Annotated in this window: 18 protein-coding genes; all 18 read left to right on the top strand. The window is 47.0% G+C overall.

Features of this window, described 5'->3' with window-relative positions; genetic code table 11:
- Positions 1 to 75 precede the first annotated feature (75 nt).
- The 18 genes from MKX30_RS26485 to MKX30_RS26400 all read left to right on the top strand — a co-directional run bounded on the left by MKX30_RS26485 (position 76) and on the right by MKX30_RS26400 (position 18572).
- Positions 76 to 1698 carry an anthranilate synthase component I family protein gene (locus MKX30_RS26485; protein ID WP_341063877.1) on the top strand — a complete coding sequence of 541 codons (1623 nt, stop codon included), beginning with the start codon at positions 76 to 78 and terminating at the stop codon, positions 1696 to 1698.
- Between the two features lie 5 nt (positions 1699 to 1703).
- On the top strand, positions 1704 to 2279 hold the full coding sequence (pabA, locus tag MKX30_RS26480) for an aminodeoxychorismate/anthranilate synthase component II (protein WP_013308153.1): 576 nt from the start codon (positions 1704 to 1706) through the stop codon (positions 2277 to 2279).
- A gap of 3 nt (positions 2280 to 2282) precedes the next feature.
- Positions 2283 to 3179 (top strand): aminotransferase class IV, encoded by an 897-nt coding sequence (locus tag MKX30_RS26475; protein ID WP_068938695.1) that lies wholly within the window; start codon positions 2283 to 2285, stop codon positions 3177 to 3179.
- Complete coding sequence (gene folP / locus MKX30_RS26470) at positions 3176 to 4042, top strand: dihydropteroate synthase (protein WP_023986456.1); 867 nt, start codon at positions 3176 to 3178, stop codon at positions 4040 to 4042. The genes MKX30_RS26475 and folP overlap by 4 nt, the downstream gene beginning before the upstream one ends.
- A 457-nt stretch (positions 4043 to 4499) precedes the next feature.
- Entirely contained in the window at positions 4500 to 4862 is a 363-nt protein-coding gene (gene folB / locus MKX30_RS26465) for a dihydroneopterin aldolase (RefSeq protein WP_023986457.1), read from the top strand.
- A 9-nt stretch (positions 4863 to 4871) separates the two neighbouring features.
- Positions 4872 to 5420 (top strand): 2-amino-4-hydroxy-6-hydroxymethyldihydropteridine diphosphokinase, encoded by a 549-nt coding sequence (gene folK, locus MKX30_RS26460; protein WP_023986458.1) that lies wholly within the window; start codon positions 4872 to 4874, stop codon positions 5418 to 5420.
- On the top strand, positions 5372 to 5572 hold the full coding sequence (locus tag MKX30_RS26455) for a helix-turn-helix domain-containing protein (RefSeq protein ID WP_175405216.1): 201 nt from the start codon (positions 5372 to 5374) through the stop codon (positions 5570 to 5572). Before folK ends, MKX30_RS26455 begins: the two co-directional genes overlap by 49 nt.
- 45 nt (positions 5573 to 5617) lie before the next feature.
- Positions 5618 to 6646: a tRNA dihydrouridine synthase DusB gene (gene dusB, locus MKX30_RS26450; RefSeq protein WP_023986459.1), complete on the top strand. Its 1029-nt coding sequence runs from the start codon at positions 5618 to 5620 to the stop codon at positions 6644 to 6646.
- A 214-nt stretch (positions 6647 to 6860) separates the two neighbouring features.
- Positions 6861 to 7337, top strand: coding sequence for a transcription elongation factor GreA (gene greA, locus MKX30_RS26445; RefSeq protein WP_013308160.1), 477 nt, complete (start codon positions 6861 to 6863; stop codon positions 7335 to 7337).
- 110 nt (positions 7338 to 7447) lie between these two features.
- A complete protein-coding gene (gene lysS, locus MKX30_RS26440; protein ID WP_023986460.1) occupies positions 7448 to 8968 on the top strand; it encodes a lysine--tRNA ligase in 1521 nt (506 codons plus the stop codon).
- A 90-nt stretch (positions 8969 to 9058) separates the two neighbouring features.
- On the top strand, positions 9059 to 10396 hold the full coding sequence (locus MKX30_RS26435) for a TrkH family potassium uptake protein (RefSeq protein WP_023986461.1): 1338 nt from the start codon (positions 9059 to 9061) through the stop codon (positions 10394 to 10396).
- 292 nt (positions 10397 to 10688) lie between these two features.
- Complete coding sequence (locus MKX30_RS26430; RefSeq protein WP_023986462.1) at positions 10689 to 11222, top strand: hypothetical protein; 534 nt, start codon at positions 10689 to 10691, stop codon at positions 11220 to 11222.
- Between the two features lie 464 nt (positions 11223 to 11686).
- On the top strand, positions 11687 to 12457 hold the full coding sequence (gene fabI, locus MKX30_RS26425) for an enoyl-ACP reductase FabI (protein ID WP_013308164.1): 771 nt from the start codon (positions 11687 to 11689) through the stop codon (positions 12455 to 12457).
- 12 nt (positions 12458 to 12469) lie between these two features.
- The gene (locus MKX30_RS26420) at positions 12470 to 13930 is read left to right on the top strand and encodes a class I adenylate-forming enzyme family protein (protein WP_340981623.1); all 1461 of its coding nucleotides are present in this window, start codon (positions 12470 to 12472) and stop codon (positions 13928 to 13930) included.
- A gap of 44 nt (positions 13931 to 13974) precedes the next feature.
- Positions 13975 to 15198 (top strand): aldehyde dehydrogenase family protein, encoded by a 1224-nt coding sequence (locus MKX30_RS26415; protein WP_075153521.1) that lies wholly within the window; start codon positions 13975 to 13977, stop codon positions 15196 to 15198.
- Positions 15195 to 16895, top strand: a complete 1701-nt coding sequence (locus tag MKX30_RS26410; protein WP_028542502.1) for a thiamine pyrophosphate-binding protein — start codon at positions 15195 to 15197, stop codon at positions 16893 to 16895. The genes MKX30_RS26415 and MKX30_RS26410 overlap by 4 nt, the downstream gene beginning before the upstream one ends.
- 23 nt (positions 16896 to 16918) lie before the next feature.
- Complete coding sequence (gene fabF / locus MKX30_RS26405; protein ID WP_028542501.1) at positions 16919 to 18160, top strand: beta-ketoacyl-ACP synthase II; 1242 nt, start codon at positions 16919 to 16921, stop codon at positions 18158 to 18160.
- A 4-nt stretch (positions 18161 to 18164) separates the two neighbouring features.
- Positions 18165 to 18572 (top strand): 3-hydroxyacyl-ACP dehydratase FabZ family protein, encoded by a 408-nt coding sequence (locus tag MKX30_RS26400; protein WP_025721676.1) that lies wholly within the window; start codon positions 18165 to 18167, stop codon positions 18570 to 18572.
- Positions 18573 to 18590: the final 18 nt, after the last annotated feature.

The following is an 18590-nucleotide window of genomic DNA, read 5'->3' as shown; positions in this document are numbered from 1 at the left end:
GCAGGGGGGTGGGGGTTTCTTTTTAAGGAGAGAATATAGACTTATTGAAAAGTAGGGAAGGGGAAGCACACACGGATGAAATCGACAGCTAGAGTGACGGAGACGCAGTGGCAGGTTTGGCAGGAGGAAGGCTGGAGCATACTTCCCTATATTGCTGAGTACCCATTACCCGTGGGGGGGCTACCGTCATCGTGGCGGAAGGCTTGGGAGGATTCGTCTCCATATGCCTTTTTGCTGGAGAGCGCTAAAGGTGGGAGGTACACCTATCTGGCCTTAAATCCGGTTGCTATATTGGAGGGCAAGGGAGAACATGCAGTTTGGACTGATTTGCAAAGCGGGAAACATGGAGATATGCATGGTCAACCTTTGAAAGTCATGAGCAACTGGATCGCTCCTTACCGTGCGCCGCGTGTACCTGGCATGCCTTTTTTCTCTGGAGGATTTGCGGGTTATCTTGGCTACGATGTAGCTCGCTCGTTGGAGCGTTTGCCATCTCAAGCTGCAGACGATACAGACATACCTGATTATGTATGGATGAGGGTGGATGAGCTATGGATTTACGATCACGAAAAATCCTCCATATATTGTGCTGTTCATATGCCCGCTCCTGCGCATTCCGATAAAGTCAGCAGTGATACCGATTTGACCAATCGCGTTATGCTGGATGGGCCGAATCCTATACTTTGCGAGCATTACGCGGAAGCTGCCCAACGTGCAGAACGTATGCTGACTCAGTGGAATAACACCATAAATGCAGGAGAGATTGATCCTGCGTACCCTCGTCGTTGTGCTAGGCTCGCCGAAGAAGGGTTAGAGGCTGCTCATCTTGAATCTGAAGGCTGGACAGCGGCATTCAACCAACAAGATTTTGAACAAGCCGTGAAACGTGTGCAGGAATACATTGCCCAAGGGGATGTATTCCAGGTCAACTTATCGATTCGTCAGCAACGTGCGCTTACAGCCCTCCCTGAAAATATATATGAATGGCTTCGTCTGCTGAATCCTTCCCCTTATATGGGTATGCTGCGTATGCCAGATTTACGGATCGTTAGTGGCTCGCCGGAATTGTTGGTGAAGCTGGAGGATGGACGTGTGAGCGCCAGACCAATTGCAGGTACGAGAAGAAGAGGGCTAACACCGGATGAAGATGCCGCTATGGCAGCAGAGCTTCTATCAAGCGAAAAAGAACGCGCCGAGCATATTATGCTCGTCGATCTGGAGCGTAACGATATCGGACGGATTGCCGAATACGGATCGGTGCATGTGCCTGAACTGCTGACGGTCGAATACTATTCGCACGTTATGCACCTGGTTTCTCAGGTTGAAGGAAAATTAGCCTCGGGTCGTACAGCTATAGATGTAATTGCTGCTACCTTTCCAGGCGGAACCATTACCGGGGCACCCAAGGTGCGCACCATGGAAATTATTGAAGAATTAGAGCCCGTTCGTCGGGGGCCTTATACAGGTTCCCTTGGATGGATTGACTATAACGGCAATATGGAATTAAATATTATAATAAGAACACTAGCTGTTAAAGGCAGCACTGCCTATTTACAGACAGGTGCGGGGATCGTCATTGATTCAGACCCGTACAGGGAATATCGGGAATGTCGGAACAAGGCTAGAGCTGTCATGAAGGCGGTACAATGTGGTGAAGAAGAAGCCGCTTTGAGCAGAAGCGGTATCACAGGAGGGTGAGTCGTATGATTTTGGTGATTGATAATTATGATTCGTTTACGTACAATCTTGTTCAATATTTAGGTGAACTTGGCGAAGAAGTAACCGTAAAACGGAACGATGAGATTGATGTGAAAGGCATAGAAGAGCTGGCACCAGAGCATATTTTGATCTCGCCGGGTCCATGCACGCCGAATGAGGCAGGGATATCACTGGATGTGATCAGCCATTTTAAAGGCCGCATTCCGATTTTTGGCGTTTGCCTCGGCCACCAGGCCATCGGACAGGCTTTTGGCGGTAAGGTTATCCGGGCTGAACGACTCATGCACGGTAAAACATCACCGATTCTTCATCACAATACGTCAGTATTTGAAGGCTTGCCTTCTCCGTTCACAGCAACCCGGTATCACTCATTGCTGGTGGAGCGCGAGAGTCTGCCTGAGTGTCTAGAGATTACCGCGGAAACCGCAGAAGGTGAAATTATGGGTTTGCGGCATAAAGAATTTGCCGTAGAAGGAGTTCAGTTCCATCCAGAATCCATTATTACGGATTATGGGCATCAACTGTTACGCAATTTCCTAAAACGCAAGGTAGGCGTCTGATTCATGAAATATATCGGAGTCAACGGCGTCCTCACGGAAGCCGCAAAAGCCGTGATTCACGTAAGTGATCACGGCTTTTTATACGGAATGGGCTTGTTTGAAACATTCCGCACCTACAAGGGTGTCCCATTCTTGCTGGATCGGCATCTACATCGACTGCAGGAAGGTTGCCGAATGCTCGGCATTCCTTTTCAACCGGATGAGGAGCAACTTACGAGACACATCCAACATCTGATGGTGGCGAATGGATTGGATGAAGCCTATATCCGTTACACCGTATCAGCGGGCGAAGAGGTGCTAGGCTTGCCGACGGGGGACTATACGCGTCCTAATCATATTCTGTTCGCTAAACCGTTGCCCTCTACCAATACACAAACCGGGCAATCCACTTCCCCATCGGCGCTTCAGTTGTTGCGAACTCCCAGAAATACTCCAGAGGGTGAGGTTCGCTTAAAGTCGCTCCATTATATGAATAATATTCTTGCAAAGCGGGAACTTCAGCAGTATGCCGAGGCTGTCCGTTATAAGGCTGAAGGAATGATGCTTACGGCGGATGGTTTTCTGGCAGAAGGAATGGTCAGCAATCTGTTCTTTGTGCGGAACAATACGTTGTATACCCCTGACTTGTCTACAGGGATTCTGCCAGGCATTACGCGTGAGTTCATTTTGGAGCTGACGCATCTGCGAGACATTCCTTGTGAGCAAGGCCTGTACCGCTGGGACGAGCTGAAACAGGCTGATGAAATTTTTATGACCAACTCTATACAAGAAATACGGCCCGTGGATTTGTTGTTGGAGCCGGGGGGAGCAACGAACCATTTATCGGTTCCCTTGACGCAGCCCAGGTCCATAACAGCTTTGCTGTTGCACGATTATAGACAGAAAGCAGGGATCAAGTGAACATACCGACCCTTTATCAACGTAGTTACCGAATGGGGGATGCCGAGCTTACGCTCGGACATTCCACACAGATCATGGGTATACTGAATGTGACCCCGGATTCATTTTCCGATGGAGGATTACATTATAGTCCCGAGATTGCTGTTTTACATGCATTGAAGCTGGTGGAAGATGGAGCGGATATCATTGACATTGGTGGGGAGTCTACTCGCCCGGGTCATGATCCAGTAGGTGTGGAGGAGGAGCTGGCTCGGGTCATTCCGGTCGTTCAGGCCATCCATCGTATCGCACCGCACATTCCGTTATCTGTAGATACTTACAAAGCCGAGGTAGCCAGGCAGGCACTTGAGGCTGGCGCACATATCATTAATGATGTGTGGGGGTTTAAGGCAGACCCCGATATGGCACGTGTAGCTTCGGAATTCGATTGCCCGGTCATTTTGATGCATAATCGTCATGACCGTAACTATAGTGATTTGGTTTCTGATATGCTGTCCGATTTAAAAGAAAGTATCCGATTAGCGCTGGATGCGGGGGTACGTGAGGAACAGATCATTTTAGACCCAGGTATCGGTTTTGCCAAGGATTACGATGAAAATATTCATGCCATGACTTCTCTCGATACATTGAGTCAGCTGGGCTTTCCGCTGTTATTGGCTACGTCACGCAAAAGATTTATTCGTACAGCACTGGATTTGCCTGTGAATGATGTGGTGGAGGGCACGGCGGCTACCGTTGCCTTTGGCATTGCTCAAGGGTGCCAGATTGTGCGTGTACACGATGTGGCGCAAATCAAGCGCACCGTACGTATGTGTGATGCGATGGTGTACGGGTCTAAAAATGCACTGAGTTATGGTGGTTAGAAGACGCTTCATGAATGATTTGATCCTGCGATCGCTGTTGCAACGGGATTCTTTTGAATTGGTAAACATATGACTGTTAGAATCCCGTTGCAAAGGCGAGCGCTTCGCTTCTCCGGATTCAAATCCTTCATTCCGCTACAACGCGCCATAAAGTCACTGTATTTTTAGGGAGTTATTTATTGTGTAAGGTGAACAGAAGAATAGATCAAGTAGAACGAGAACGGAGTAGGCGGAATGGTGCTGTACAAGCAAAGCGGTCGCTTTAAAAGCTTTCCGTAGGAAAGCTCGCTTCGGAAGCATCACTTCCCCGAATTTCTACCTTTATTATAGGTTTTATTCAAGAAATCTGGGGCAGTGGCGATGGGGAGCACCATCCGACTGCGCAGTGGCACGATACGAAACTTTTAAGTTGAGCTTATTGAGAAAATCTAATAAAAAACAGGGGGGGATACCCACGATGGATAAAATGGTTTTGCATCGTATGGAGTATTACGGATATCATGGCGTTTTTCCAGAGGAGCGCAAGCTGGGACAACGTTTCTATATTGATTTGGAACTGGAGCTTGATCTGCGTGAAGCGGGTGAGCAGGATGCTTTGGACAAAACGGTTAATTACGCCGAGGTGCATTACACCGTTAAAGATATTGTAGAAAAGGAATCTTACCAATTGATTGAAGCTTTGGGCGAACGTATTGCATCTTCCCTACTGGACACTTATACTAGTGTCAATGCACTGACTGTCAAAGTCACAAAGCCGCATCCGCCGTTTGATATTCATTTTCAAGGCGTGACGGTTGAGCTTTATCGCGCAAGAAAGTAGGAACGATACATGAATGCACATTCGACCTCTGAGGCATCAGAGGCTTATATTGCTTTAGGGGCTAATTTGGGGGAGCGCGAGCATACCCTGTATGAAGCCATTACGGCGCTGGACGAACATCCGGGTATACGGGTGCTTCGGTGCTCCAGCCTGTACGAAACAGAGCCTGTTGGGTATCTGGATCAACCTTCTTTTTTGAACATGACGGTAGCCGTATCTACAACACTTGCTCCAGAGGAGCTTCTGGTATATATGCTGGAGGTGGAGAGTCGTCTGGGGAGAGTAAGACACATTCCTAATGGGCCACGAACCATTGATCTGGATTTGTTATGGATGGAAGCGGCGCAACTGGCTACACCGGATTTGGAGCTTCCTCACCCTCGTATGTTGGAGCGTGCTTTTGTGCTGGTTCCTTTGGCTGATATCGTTCCGAACCAAGATCCGTCCGGTCTGTACAGTATCGTGCATACTGCATTGAATTCTGTGGATGGAAAGGACGGCATACAGCTTTGGAAAACATGCAGCTGGCGCAACGACTCCGCGCCTTTCGGAAGCTAAAAGGGTTCACACAGCAGGAGTTGGCAGAACGTACTGGTATATCTTTGACTGTATTAGGTGCTGTGGAGCGAGGCAATCGTAGAGTAGACCCAGACATGCTGAACATCATCGCCCAAACGCTAGAAATTGAAGTCCGGGAACTGACGGAATGACGATAAGTATACGATATAAAAGAAGGAATAAAGGGGTGAACAGATATGTTGAAAATCGGCGATATTGAAATGAAAAACCAAGTCGTCTTGGCACCCATGGCAGGCGTGTGCAATCCTGCTTTTCGCTTGATCGCCAAGGAGTTCGGTACAGGCTTGGTATGTGCAGAGATGGTTAGTGATAAGGCCATCATTCACGGCAACAAGCGTACACGTGAGATGCTGTTTGTAGATGAGCGCGAGAAGCCGCTTAGCTTGCAAATTTTTGGAGGCGACCGCGAATCTTTGGTGGAAGCAGCGAAGGTGGTAGATCAGGAAACGAATGCAGATATTATTGATATCAATATGGGCTGCCCGGTTCCCAAAGTGACCAAATGTGATGCAGGTGCTCGTTGGCTGCTCGATCCAAACAAGATTTATGAAATGGTATCGGCGGTAGTGGAATCGGTAAGCAAGCCGGTTACCGTGAAAATGCGTATTGGTTGGGATAGCGAGCATATTTATGCCGTAGAGAACGCTCGCGCTGTTGAACGTGCCGGAGGTCAGGCCGTTAGCGTACATGGCCGTACACGGGAGCAACTGTATACGGGACATGCGAATTGGGATATTATAAAAGAAGTTAAAGAAGCAGTTTCCATTCCTGTAATTGGAAACGGTGATGTGGCATCACCGGAAGATGCCCGCCGCATGCTGGATCTGACCAATTGTGATGGCGTTATGATCGGACGCGGTGCTCTGGGGAATCCGTGGATGCTCTACCGTACGATTGAGTACTTGCAATCAGGTGAGCTGTTGCCCGATCCTTCACCGGAAGAAAAAATCCGCATTGCCATTCTGCATATGGATCGTCTGGTTGCATTGAAGGGTGAAGCGGTAGCTGTCCGTGAAATGCGTAAGCATCTGGCTTGGTACCTCAAGGGGTTTAAAGGTTCTGCACGTATTAAGGATGTCATTATGGAAGAAACAAAGCGCGACGATATGGTACGTATTTTGGATCAATTTGTATCTCAATTGCACATGGTAGAAAACGATGAGCCTTCTACAAGTGCTGCTTCTCCTGCTGCTGTTGCGCAATAAGGAAGCTGTTCCGGCCTGCGCACGCGATTGACTTTTCCAATTGCTTGCCCTATAATCGTTCAGTATAAAATCTTGATGTATGCTACAAATTGTGTGCAGCTCTCAAGACAACAGCAGGAAATGTTCTCATTCCCTCAGAGTGGCATATTATGTTTTGAAAGCGTGCATTCCGATGCACTTTTAAACTTTTCCCATGACAGGAGAATCGGTTAAGATGAGCGATAAAGAAGTCATTCTGACACAGGAAGGTCTTAGAAAGCTCGAAGATGAGCTTGAGAACTTAAAGTCTGTCAAACGCCGCGAAGTGGCTGAACGGATTAAGGTAGCCATCGGATACGGAGATATTAGTGAAAACTCCGAATATGAGGATGCGAAGAATGAGCAGGCCTTTATTGAAGGCCGTGTAATTACGTTGGAAAAGATGCTACGCAATGCCCGCATTATCAATAGTGATGAAATTGACACCGATGTTGTGGGAGTAGGTGCAACTGTGACCGTTGAAGATTTGGAATTCGGAGATATTACAGAGTATGCTATCGTAGGTTCCGCCGAATCCGACCCGCTACAGAATAAGATTTCGAATGAAAGTCCGGTTGGCAAGGCAATTCTCGGTAAGAAAAAGGGAACTGTTGTGGATGTCACCGTTCCAGCAGGCGTTATTCAATATAAAATCGTGGATATCAAGAAATAAGACACGGACTTTGGAATTTAATGTAAAAGCTTCCTTGTGGAAGCTTTTTTTCTCTACACCCGGACGGACCCCGGCCCGTCTATTCATATTGAAGGAGCTGATTTAGCACCATGTCGGATGAAACTACTAACCAGGAAACACAAGAAAATCGCGAGGAATTAAGTGAACTATTACAAATTCGTCGTGCCAAATTGGACGAGCTTCGCGCATTGGGCATTGATCCTTTTGGACGCAAATACATACGCACGGCTGAAGCGGGCGTACTACTGAGCAAGTATGACAGTTTGACTAAGGAAGAACTGGAAGAAAAGAATATTGAAGTTAGCATAGCAGGCCGTATTATGGCTAAACGTGTTATGGGAAAAGCCAGCTTTGCTCATATACAGGATCTTAGCGGACGTATTCAAATTTATGTTCGTCAAGACACGGTACCTGAATCCAAATATAAAGCATTTGGTATTTTGGATCTGGGTGATATTGTTGGTGTTAAGGGTGTGCTCTTCAAGACCAAAACGGGCGAAACGACAATCAAAGTGCTGGATATTGAGGTCTTGTCCAAATCCTTGTATCCATTACCGGAGAAATATCATGGCCTGAAGGATGTTGAATTGCGTTACCGTCAGCGGTATGTCGATTTGGTTATGAACCCTGAAGTACAAAAAACGTTCATTACACGGTCCCGTATTATTCAATCCATGCGTCGTTATCTCGATTCGCTCGGCTATTTGGAAGTTGAAACCCCAACATTACATTCCATTGCTGGCGGGGCGGCGGCGAAGCCATTTGTTACGCACCATAATGCATTGGACATGCAGCTTTATATGCGTATTGCTATTGAACTCCATTTGAAACGACTAATTGTCGGCGGAATGGAGAAAGTATATGAGATCGGTCGTGTTTACCGTAATGAAGGTATTTCGACCCGCCATAACCCTGAGTTTACGATGATTGAGCTGTATGAAGCGTATGCTGATTATAAAGATATCATGCAATTGACGGAAAACATGGTTGCACATATTGCGCAGGAAGTACTGGGCACACAGCATATTCAATATCAAGGCCAGGAAGTGGATCTGACGCCGCAATGGCGCAGAGTCTCCATGGTTGATGCTGTTAAAGAAGTAACAGGCGTAGACTTTAGCGTGCAGATGAGTAATGAAGAAGCTCATCGCCTTGCGAAAGAGCATAAAGTTTCGGTTGAACCGCATATGACATTTGGCCATATCCTGAATGCATTCTTTGAGCAGTTCGTAGAGGAAACGCTTATTCAACCGACCTTTATTACTGGACATCCGGTTGAAATTTCGCCGTTGGCCAAGAAAAACGAACAAGATCCGCGGTTTACGGATCGCTTCGAGCTGTTCGTGGTTGCTCGTGAGCATGCGAATGCGTTCACTGAGCTGAATGATCCAATCGACCAGCGCCAACGTTTTGAAGCACAATTGCTGGAACGTGAGCACGGTAACGACGAGGCGCATGAAATGGATGATGACTTTATCCGCGCCTTGGAATACGGGATGCCACCAACAGGTGGACTGGGCATCGGCATCGATCGTTTGGTTATGTTGCTGACAGATGCGCCTTCCATTCGCGATGTGCTGCTTTTCCCGCATATGCGTAACCAACAGTAGAATAACATAACATTATGAATATAGAGGATCAGCCGGGCTTCCCGTGTCTTGTTCCTCTTTTTCATAAGAACGGATGGAGAGAATACTCTAATGAAACGCAGCGTCAAGCTTAGTCGGTTCGCATCGCCTCCTTTTATATTGGTCATCGGATATTTATTGATTATTGCATTGGGTACTTTGCTACTGATGCTTCCTGTTGCCAATCATAGTGGTCATGCTCCGCATTGGATTGATTCGCTTTTTACGTCCGTCTCAGCCGCTTGCGTCACAGGACTGGTCGTTGTTGACGTCGATTCAACGTATACGATGTTTGGCGAAACCGTCATTTTGGTGCTGATGCAGCTAGGCGGGCTGGGGTTTATGACCTTAGCGACCTTGTTTGCGCTGTTGTTGGGGCGGCGATTATCGTTAAAGGATCGGTTGCTGCTTAAGGAGGCTATTAATGCCGATAGCATGGAAGGGATCGTACGTATTATTCGCAAGGTGCTGATCTTTTCTTTTACCATTGAGGCGATAGCTGCCGTCGTCTTAGCTTTGCGGTGGATGCGAGAGATGCCTGTCGGACAAGCGATATATTATGGAATATTCCATTCCGTATCCCTCTTTAATAACGGGGGATTCGATCTGTTCGGGACTAGCTTCCAACAGTACGCTGGAGATTTTGTTTTCAATATGATTGCATCTGTGCTCGTTATATCAGGAGGCTTGGGTTTCCTTGTACTTAGCGATCTGTTCGATTTTCGCCGTACCCGGAGACTGTCTCTACACTCCAAAATGGTGCTTAGCGTGTCGGGAGTGCTCATTGTGGTTGGTGCGCTGGTTTTATTTGTTTTTGAGTTTACCAATGCACGAACCTTGGGTGCGCTGAACTGGGAAGGCAAAGTATATGGAGCTGTCTTTCAATCGGTCTCCACGAGATCATCAGGTACGAGCACAGTCGATATCAGCGGGTTAAGGCAGGCAAGTCAGTTTTTTATTATGTTGCTGATGATTATCGGTGCTTCTCCGGGCTCCACGGGAGGAGGAATTAAAACGACTACGTTTCTGCTTATGGTAGGTGCGCTAATCGCCGTCATGCGAGGACAGAAGGAAATTGTGTTTTTCCGTCATAGGGTCCCCAAAGATATCATGATGCGGGCGCTGACCATTATTGTACTGGCCCTATTTATATTCTCGATTGTGGTTATACTGCTCTTAATGACAGAGGATGCGCCATTTCTCTCCCTTGCATTTGAGGCTGCTTCCGCAATCGGAACGGTAGGGTTGTCTGTAGGAGTGACGCCAGGATTGTCTGACGCAGGCAAGCTGATTATTTGTGTGACTATGTTTATTGGTCGGATTGGTCCTCTTACGATTGCCTATGCCATTCGTCCACGCTCGACCAAGACATTGTACCGTCGTCCCGAAGGTCATATTGTAATTGGATAGTGTATCTGTAAAAAAAGATGTACCCGTGCTGATTAGCATAGGTACATCTTTTTCATTTCAGATCATCATAATTCTTTATGGGTAGCATATCATGTAAAATGCCCATTTTGAGAACAAGACGAAATGGGCTGAACAGATACTGATTTTCGCAGAAAAAACGGCTATTTGTTTCCTTTTATGTAATTATAGACAAAATACTAGGAATATTATGTATAATATTGTATGATAGTGGGCATGAAAGGGGGATAGTTGAGGTGAATACCAATTTCTAATTTGAAAGGAATCATCTATTATGTATTTATTTATTATTAGTGCTGAAGTTTTATTTTGGGTTTTTGTTGTTGCAGGCTTGATCGCAAGGTATATGTTTGGCTTGAAGAAATTAGGCGGTCTTCTTTTACTATTTACCCCCATTATTGATATCCTGCTACTGATTGCGGTGTTCATCACGGTGAAAAGTGGCATGGAGATTACGACTGCTACTGGCTTGGCGGCCTGTTATTTTGGTATTACAGTAGCATTTGGTCATAGGTTAATTAAGTGGGCGGATGTACGGTTCTCCCATTGGTTTGGTAAGGGACCCAAGCCTGAACGCAAGTATGGTGCTGCTCATGCAAAAGAGGAACGGATAGGTTGGTTGCTTCACCTTTTGGGTTGGGCTATAGGTAATGCTTTGTTGCTTGCCATCATTATGTATGTTGATGATCCGCAGCGTACGGTGTCTTTGGAGGGCATTATGCAAACATGGGCGATCGTTCTGGCAATCGACTTTGTTGTCTCCTTTAGCTATACTTTAGCTCCCAAAAAACAAAAGCGTAGTCTATAGAGGTTAAGGCTTTACACTTAGATTAGATAAAATCTGGCTGGTCACTCAGGATGTTCAAATCGGAAGACTCATTGTTGGTGAAAATGAAGTGGTTACTTCCGGTAGTGGGGTGAGTCCGTCGTCGGAATGTAAATATTTACAAAAATATGAGGATTTTATGTTTAACTCGCTTTGACAGTCACCTTATTTTTGCCTCGCTACCTTTTTTCACACATGTATCCCTTTCGATTTGAACACAGACCAACGGAAGCAACACAACTATTTTTTGTGAGATGACAGACAGCATACAAGATGTGTTCCACCAATTTTAAAATAAATTTTGTGATTTGCCTAAAACGTCGCCTATCCAAGTTTGGCAATTAACGCGATAATATTCCAGGAAAGATTACATATGTCTATAAATGTAGACATACGCAGTTAAGTTGTTATTTTGTTTAAAAATGTAAAAAAGAAAGGTGGTTTCTGTGGCAGTACTACTGAGCGGTAAGAACATTTTGATTATGGGCGTGGCTAATAACAGGAGTATTGCCTGGGGGACAGCTCAATCTTTAGCTGCTGAAGGAGCACAGCTCATTTTTACTTACGAAAATGAGAGGGTTGCAGAGCGGGTACTAAAGCTCGTTGAAACCATTCCAGGAGCACTGGTCTGTCCTTGTAATGTTCAAAGCAATGAAGAGCTTGATGCATTGGCGGATTTTCTAAAAGAAAAAGTAGGCGTATTGCATGGTTATTTTCACAGTGTCGCCTATGCTAAGGCTGAGGATTTGGATGGCTTGTTCGTTGACACTTCTCGTGAGGGATTCGCCGTTGCACAAGAAATCAGTGCCTATTCTCTGGCTGCTGTCTCCCGTCGAGTATACCCACTGATGACAGAGGGTGGAAGTATCGTCACCATGACGTATATTGGCGCAGAACGAGCGATCAAAAATTACAACGTTATGGGTGTGGCGAAGGCTTCACTGGAAGCCAGCATGCGCTATCTGTCGAATGATCTGGGCACATATGGCATTCGCGTAAATGCGATTTCCGCTGGTCCGATACGGACCTTGGCTGCCTATGGCATTAAAGATTTTAACACAATGCTCAAACATATTGAAGAAACTACGCCCCTACGCAAGACGGTTGATACGTCGGAAGTCGGAGATACGGCGTTATTCCTATTTTCCCATTTATCGAGAGGCATTACGGGTGAAGTTATCCATGTAGATGCTGGATACCATATTACGGGGATGTAAGGAGGGAACGTTGTGCTTATTACGCATACGGATTGCCGTATTATCTCACCTGAAGGAATTATGACTAGGGAACGTCTGGAGCGAGACGTTACGATCTTCTCCCGGATGTTGACGCTCAGAGGAATTCCCGAAGACGGTAGAGTGATTCTGAAAGCGGCCAATTCCTATTGGTTTGTTGTGTCTCTGTTTTCCCTGTGCAATATCGCTGTTTCGGTGACTGTGGTGGACGAGCAGACTGTGCTCGATGAGGTGGCTCAAATCTATGATGAAGCGGGTGCCTGTTGCATCCTTACGGATTCCGATTTAGAACTTCCTCATGCTCTCGTTATTCTGATTCAAGATCTGATTCAAGAAGAAGCAGTACACCCGGATTGGGTGGGAGAGCCAAAGCTTGAAGCCCTCGACTTTAACAAGTGGTGCGAGAGGCCAGATGCGCTCATTCTGTATTCTTCAGGTACGACGGGAAAACCCAAGGGAATCGTGAAAGCTGGTTCAGCTTTTATGGAGAATATCAGGCATTCCATACACGCCATGAACTACCTACCGTCTGACCATATGCTCCCCGTTGTGCCGTTCTCTCATTTTTATGGAATCTCACTTATCTTCTCCTGGTGGTTAACCTCATGTTCTCTCATCATCTGCAATCCAAAAAACCTCTGGAGCGTCATTGCAAGTATTACGAAAGACCGGGCGACGGTCGTAGACGCTAACCCCTCTGCTTTTTACACCTTGTTGCGTATGCTAAACCGAAAACCCGAACAACTGGAAATGGTCAAGGAAGCTCCGGTGCGCATGTGGTGCGTAGGCGGTTCCCCACTTACCCAAGACCTTGAAGAGAAATTTAACAACATATTTGGACAGCCCCTCCTGAATGGTTACGGCCTTTCTGAACTGGGCAACGTTACACTGGGGACGCTAGAATGTCCGAAGGGTTGTGGTCTACCCTTACCTGGTGTGGAGCTGAAAATACTAGATTCTACAGGCAACCAGCAGGCGGACGGTATCGTAGGCGAAGTGTGGATACATAGTGCTGGACGCATGGAAGGTTACTTGAATCGTCCAGACTTGACGCAATCGGTTCTACAGGACGGCTGGTTCAAGACGGGGGATCTGGGCTATCTGGATGACGGAATGCTGTATGTCATTGGTCGCAGCGGTAAGACGGTCAACCGGATGGGCTATATGGTATCTCCTGTCTATATTGAGGATCGGATTGGTTCGCTAGGTTACCGATCCTGCGTGATCACCTTGGAGGATGAGGCTAAAGGGACATTGCTTGTTGCATTCATCGAAGGCGAATCCTCGCAAGCCTTGTCTGTACTCCGTAAAGAAATAAATCGTGTACTTCCTTCATACATGTTTCCCGATCTTTTGCTTCCGCTCGACCACTTTCCTTTAAATCGCAATGGAAAAGTGGATCGTCTGGAGATGGAGCGTATTGCCCTGGAGAAAGTTGCTTCTCGCAAAGTATAGCAAAATATTTACCAAAACCGCATATAGGAAAGGGAGAATGTGCCATGAGTATAAATCCAGAATTGGCAGAAAACACACTGTTTTTGGAAAGGCATGAATCTATTCTGAAGTGCCTCAATTATTTGATTGAAAATCGGCAGGAAGTGATGGATATTCTCACGCAATTTTCATCCTATCGGGCCGCCAATGCAGAAATTGACTCCACGATCCTCACACTTCAAGGTGCTCTGCAAGAAGTGCAGACCTATCAGCCAAGCTGGCAACGATCTATGGCTGTATTCATGCCTTCCAACGTCATTTTGTACTCCTATGCATTATACCTCTTGATTCCGTCCCTGTACGTTGAAAATATAGACTTTCGCCCTTCTTCTCACGTAAACGAGTACGTCAACATGCTGCATGAAAAGCTTCAGGCTGTACACGGATTACCCATCTATATTCGTAAGGTCAGTCAAAGGGTTTTTATGGAAAATTCGGTTATGCCAGCTGATATTGTGGTGTTCACCGGGAGCTATGTCAATGCGGAGAAGATCAAAAAACAAATCCGAAAAGACCAACTCTACATCTTCTATGGACAAGGGATCAATCCTTTCGTCATCGGACCCGATGCTGATCTGGAACTGGCGGTTACCGATGTAATCCGAATGAGACTGTTCAACTCAGGACAGGACTGCCTGGGACCCGACATCATTCTGGTACATCAAGATGTGACAGAGAGCTTCAAAAACCTGCTGATTATGCGGCTTGACCAACTTGTGTTTGGAGCCAACGATGATCCGAACGCAAACTATTCCCCTATTTTCTATAAAGATGCGCTGAACTCGGTTTCTGAATATTTTAATACGAACGATAAGTTTATTATTTACGGCGGTGGCATTGATTTCCGTACGAAAAAGATGGAGCCAACGGTTGTATATAGCGAGCTAGATCAGGATTTGGAGATTATTGAGTATTTTTCACCGGTCTTCAACGTGGTTAGCTACCGAGACGACGAGCAGCTGATCAAGCGTATTTCCTCCAGTTATTTCAGTGAACGAGCAATGGGTTGCAGCTTATACGGGTCTAGTCACCTGGCGGACGTTCTGCGAAAGAAGCACACGCTGACCATTAATCAGACGCTTGAGGATGTGGATCAAGGCAATAAGCCTTTTGGTGGCTATGGCACGATGTCGAACTATATTTTTTACGATTTCAAGCTCATTTCGAAGCCGATCTTGATTTCAGAAATTGTCGCAGAATATTTGTCGGAAAAGAGGAGTTTGGTATGACTGCGAGTTTATTCCCTTGGGATGCCATCATTGGCTACTTAAAATCGGCTGGGGTTCAGCATCTCTTTGGATTACCAAGTGATGATCTCAAAATCGTATCGTCACTCCCCTCATCCGGTATGGATTTTATTCTGTGCAAGGATCAACGCAATGCTGTGTTCATGGCAGCAGGTTATGCGCTCACCACTAACCAGATGTCCGTATGCGTTGTGGGGAAAGGCCCTGCGCTCAGTAATACACTCACAGGGCTACTGGAGGCCAAGAACCTGGGCGCTCCGCTCCTGCTTTTGGCGCTTGGCACTGGCGGAGACAAGCTGGGTACCCGATCCTTTCAGGAAGCCGATCAAATCTCACTCGTGAAGCCACTCGTAAAATGGGCTTATCGTGTCGAGCATGTGGATCGGCTTGTATGGGCGATGGAGCGGGCTGCCTTTTTGGCTATCAATGGAGCACCGGGTCCTGTCTATATCGAACTCCCTGAAAACCTGATGGACCAGCCTGTGCCAACAGGGCTTCAGTTTACCCCACCAGAAAAGCTGTCGTGCTCTCCGTCTCGTCGGGAGTTGGATGCATCGTGGGGAATTATTGAGAACGCCCGCAGACCACTCATTCTAGTCGGAGGCGGCATGAAGTCAGGTACAGGTGATGTGATTGAGCGGTTCGCTAACCAACATGGAGCGGCCTTGTTCGCAACCGCCTCGGGACGGGGTGTAGTTGATGAAGACCACGAACTCTTCTGTGGTGTTGCGGGACTCTATACAGATCTCAGTCTAAGACAAATCTGGAAGGAATCTGATGTGGTGATCACACTGGGCAGTCGATTGGAAGAAACGGCTACCTTCGAGTGGGATATTTTGCTACAGGATACACCTTTGATTCAAGTTAATGTAAATCTGGAGGATTTTGCACACGAATACAAGGGTATCAAGGTGCTCGGTGATGGATATGCAGCGGTGGAGCAGTGGCTTGAACGACGTGGGCAGGAGCCTGATGGAGTGTGGCTTGAAACGATTGGGAGTTGTAAACAGGAGGCTTTTTCTCACAGGGCTATTTATCTGGAAGAGCTGAAAAAGACCCCTGGAATCCACGTTCCTGAGCTGTTGGACATGATTCAGACGGAGTTCCCTGAAAATCTGGTGCTTCTTCAAGAGAATGGATTGCAGGATATGTGGTCCTATTTTTATCCATATTTTCGCTTTGCCCACGGTTCTCTTTCGATTGTTCCTAGTGATCAAACGAGTCTTGGATTCGGTGCGGCGGCTGCTCTGGGAGCAAGCGTGGCGACACAACGTCCAGTAGTGGCACTTGTAGGTGACGGTGCGTTCAATCTCTTCTGTTCGGATTTTATGACGGCGGTGGAGTATCAAATACCGTTAATCTATATCGTACTCAATAATGGTGGCTATGGTTGGTTGCAGAATCAGATGAATTATAAACATCTCACAGGGCGGTCCCTCCCGTTTGTTTCTGAGGCGGCCAAGACAGGAATTCAAATTCCTCAGTATGAGTTTGTGGAAAGCCTTGCAATTCGGAGTAAGGGAGAGGCACGGGAACAGCTTCAGCTTGCTTGGCAAAAGTATCAGGAGAACAAGCTTGTGGTCGTCGAGGTATATGCTGATCTTGCGGATGTGCATGAAAAAATCAGTCATGTGTATGGCGACTTTCCTCTCTACGAGCAACAGGCTTCCAAGAATTAATTTCAACGAAGGACGTGGATACAGTGAGAAGACGTGTTGTAGTGACTGGACAGGGAGTCGTAACGCCGGTCGGGCTTAATCTTACGGATTTCTGGAATTCACTGTTGGAAGGAAAAAGCGGAATCGGACCTGTCACTGCTTTCGATACAGCGGACATTCCGACAAAGATCGGTGCACAGGTTACGGGCTTTGACCCATTGCAATATATGAGCAAGAAGGAAGCTAATAAAGTCGCACAGTTCACTCAGTTTGCTTTGGCGGCTGCCCGGCAGGCAGTGGAGCAATCAAAATTAGTGATTGATGAGCGGAATGCAAGTCGCGTGGGGGTTATTGTCGGCTCTGGAGCAGGCGGCCTCGACGTTATAGAGGAGAACTATGGGAAATTAACAAAGCTTGGTCCCAAAAGAGTTTCTCCTTATTTTGTTTCCTCGATGATGATTAATTCAGCACCTGGTGAAATCTCCATTGCTATTGGAGCCAAGGGGCCTTCTTTTGCTGTGGTTACGGCTTGTGCCACAGGAAGTAATGCCATTGGTGAGGCATTACGTACGATCCAGTACGGCACGGCTGATGTTGTGGTTGCTGGTGGAGCAGAAGCCAATTTTAGTCAGCTTGATCTGGCATCTTTTGCGAATATCCATGCTCTCTCCAGACGTAATGAAGAGCCGCAGAAGGCTAGTCGTCCGTTTGATGTGGATCGCGATGGATTCGTCATCGGTGGAGGAGCAGGAGTTTTGGTGCTGGAGGAGTTGGAGTATGCTTTGAACCGCGGAGCCACCATTCTGGCCGAAGTTGTGGGTTACGGATGCACAACTGATGCGTATCATATCACGGCTCCAGATCCCTCTGGCTCCGGCCCGGCAGAAGCGATCAACATCGCACTGCAGGATGGCGGCTTGACACCGCAGGAAATCGACTATGTCAATGCCCACGGTACGAGTACGCCATTTAATGACCGTATGGAGATTAACGCTATTCAAAAAGTATTCGGGGAGCATGCCCCCCAATTGGCGATATCGTCTATTAAATCCATGACTGGCCATTTAATGGGCGGTGCAGGGGCAGTCGAATTAATTGCGACTGTGCAGAGTATGATTCACAGCAAAGTACCACCGACACTCAATTGCTACAATCCTGAAGCTCCTGAATTGAATTTTGTGCCGCATGTATATCAGGAACGCGAGGTCCGCGCGGCGATTAGCAATTCATTTGGTTTCGGAGGGCACAACGTCTGCCTTGCTGTTCGCAAGTGGGAAGGGGAATAAGCCTGTGAGCGAAGAGCTAATCCATATCCCGGATGTGCTTCCGCACCGGTACCCATTTCTTCTGTTGGATGGCGTGACCGGGTACGAAACGTCGCAATGGGCGAAGGGATACAAGCTTGTCACCTGGAGTGAGTGGTTCATTACTGACACTAACCCATACATGCCTCCTATGTTGATTGTGGAGTCGCTTGCACAATTAGCGGCATTCGCTGCGATTGATAAAAAAGGAATTTCATACCTGACTAACCTCAATGGAATTCGATTCCACAGCTTGGCCAAGCCTGGGGACCGAATTGATCTTTATTTTGAAGTGATCAAGCGTCGGCGGGGCTATATTCTTGGAAGCGGTCGGGCTTCCGTAGGGGATCGATTGGTGGTTGAGGCGGAAGAAATTGTTTCACTGGATCAATGACAGGGTGGAAGCGCACTT

This window comes from Paenibacillus sp. FSL P2-0173, assembly GCF_038008045.1.
In the GTDB taxonomy this organism is placed as follows: Bacteria; Bacillota; Bacilli; order Paenibacillales; family Paenibacillaceae; genus Paenibacillus; species Paenibacillus polymyxa_B.
This window is presented reverse-complemented; position numbering and strand designations above follow the sequence as displayed.

Excerpts from the sequence above, each read along its gene's own strand:
- MKX30_RS26410 (WP_028542502.1), top strand. The coding sequence starts at position 15,195 with ATGACTGCGAGTTTATTCCCTTGGGATGCCATCATTGGCTACTTAAAA.
- MKX30_RS26430 (WP_023986462.1), top strand. The coding sequence starts at position 10,689 with ATGTATTTATTTATTATTAGTGCTGAAGTTTTATTTTGGGTTTTTGTT.
- lysS (WP_023986460.1), top strand. The coding sequence starts at position 7,448 with ATGTCGGATGAAACTACTAACCAGGAAACACAAGAAAATCGCGAGGAA.
- MKX30_RS26435 (WP_023986461.1), top strand. The coding sequence starts at position 9,059 with ATGAAACGCAGCGTCAAGCTTAGTCGGTTCGCATCGCCTCCTTTTATA.
- dusB (WP_023986459.1), top strand. The coding sequence starts at position 5,618 with ATGTTGAAAATCGGCGATATTGAAATGAAAAACCAAGTCGTCTTGGCA.
- pabA (WP_013308153.1), top strand. The coding sequence starts at position 1,704 with ATGATTTTGGTGATTGATAATTATGATTCGTTTACGTACAATCTTGTT.
- MKX30_RS26415 (WP_075153521.1), top strand. The coding sequence starts at position 13,975 with ATGAGTATAAATCCAGAATTGGCAGAAAACACACTGTTTTTGGAAAGG.
- MKX30_RS26475 (WP_068938695.1), top strand. The coding sequence starts at position 2,283 with ATGAAATATATCGGAGTCAACGGCGTCCTCACGGAAGCCGCAAAAGCC.
- folB (WP_023986457.1), top strand. The coding sequence starts at position 4,500 with ATGGATAAAATGGTTTTGCATCGTATGGAGTATTACGGATATCATGGC.
- folK (WP_023986458.1), top strand. The coding sequence starts at position 4,872 with ATGAATGCACATTCGACCTCTGAGGCATCAGAGGCTTATATTGCTTTA.
- greA (WP_013308160.1), top strand. The coding sequence starts at position 6,861 with ATGAGCGATAAAGAAGTCATTCTGACACAGGAAGGTCTTAGAAAGCTC.
- MKX30_RS26485 (WP_341063877.1), top strand. The coding sequence starts at position 76 with ATGAAATCGACAGCTAGAGTGACGGAGACGCAGTGGCAGGTTTGGCAG.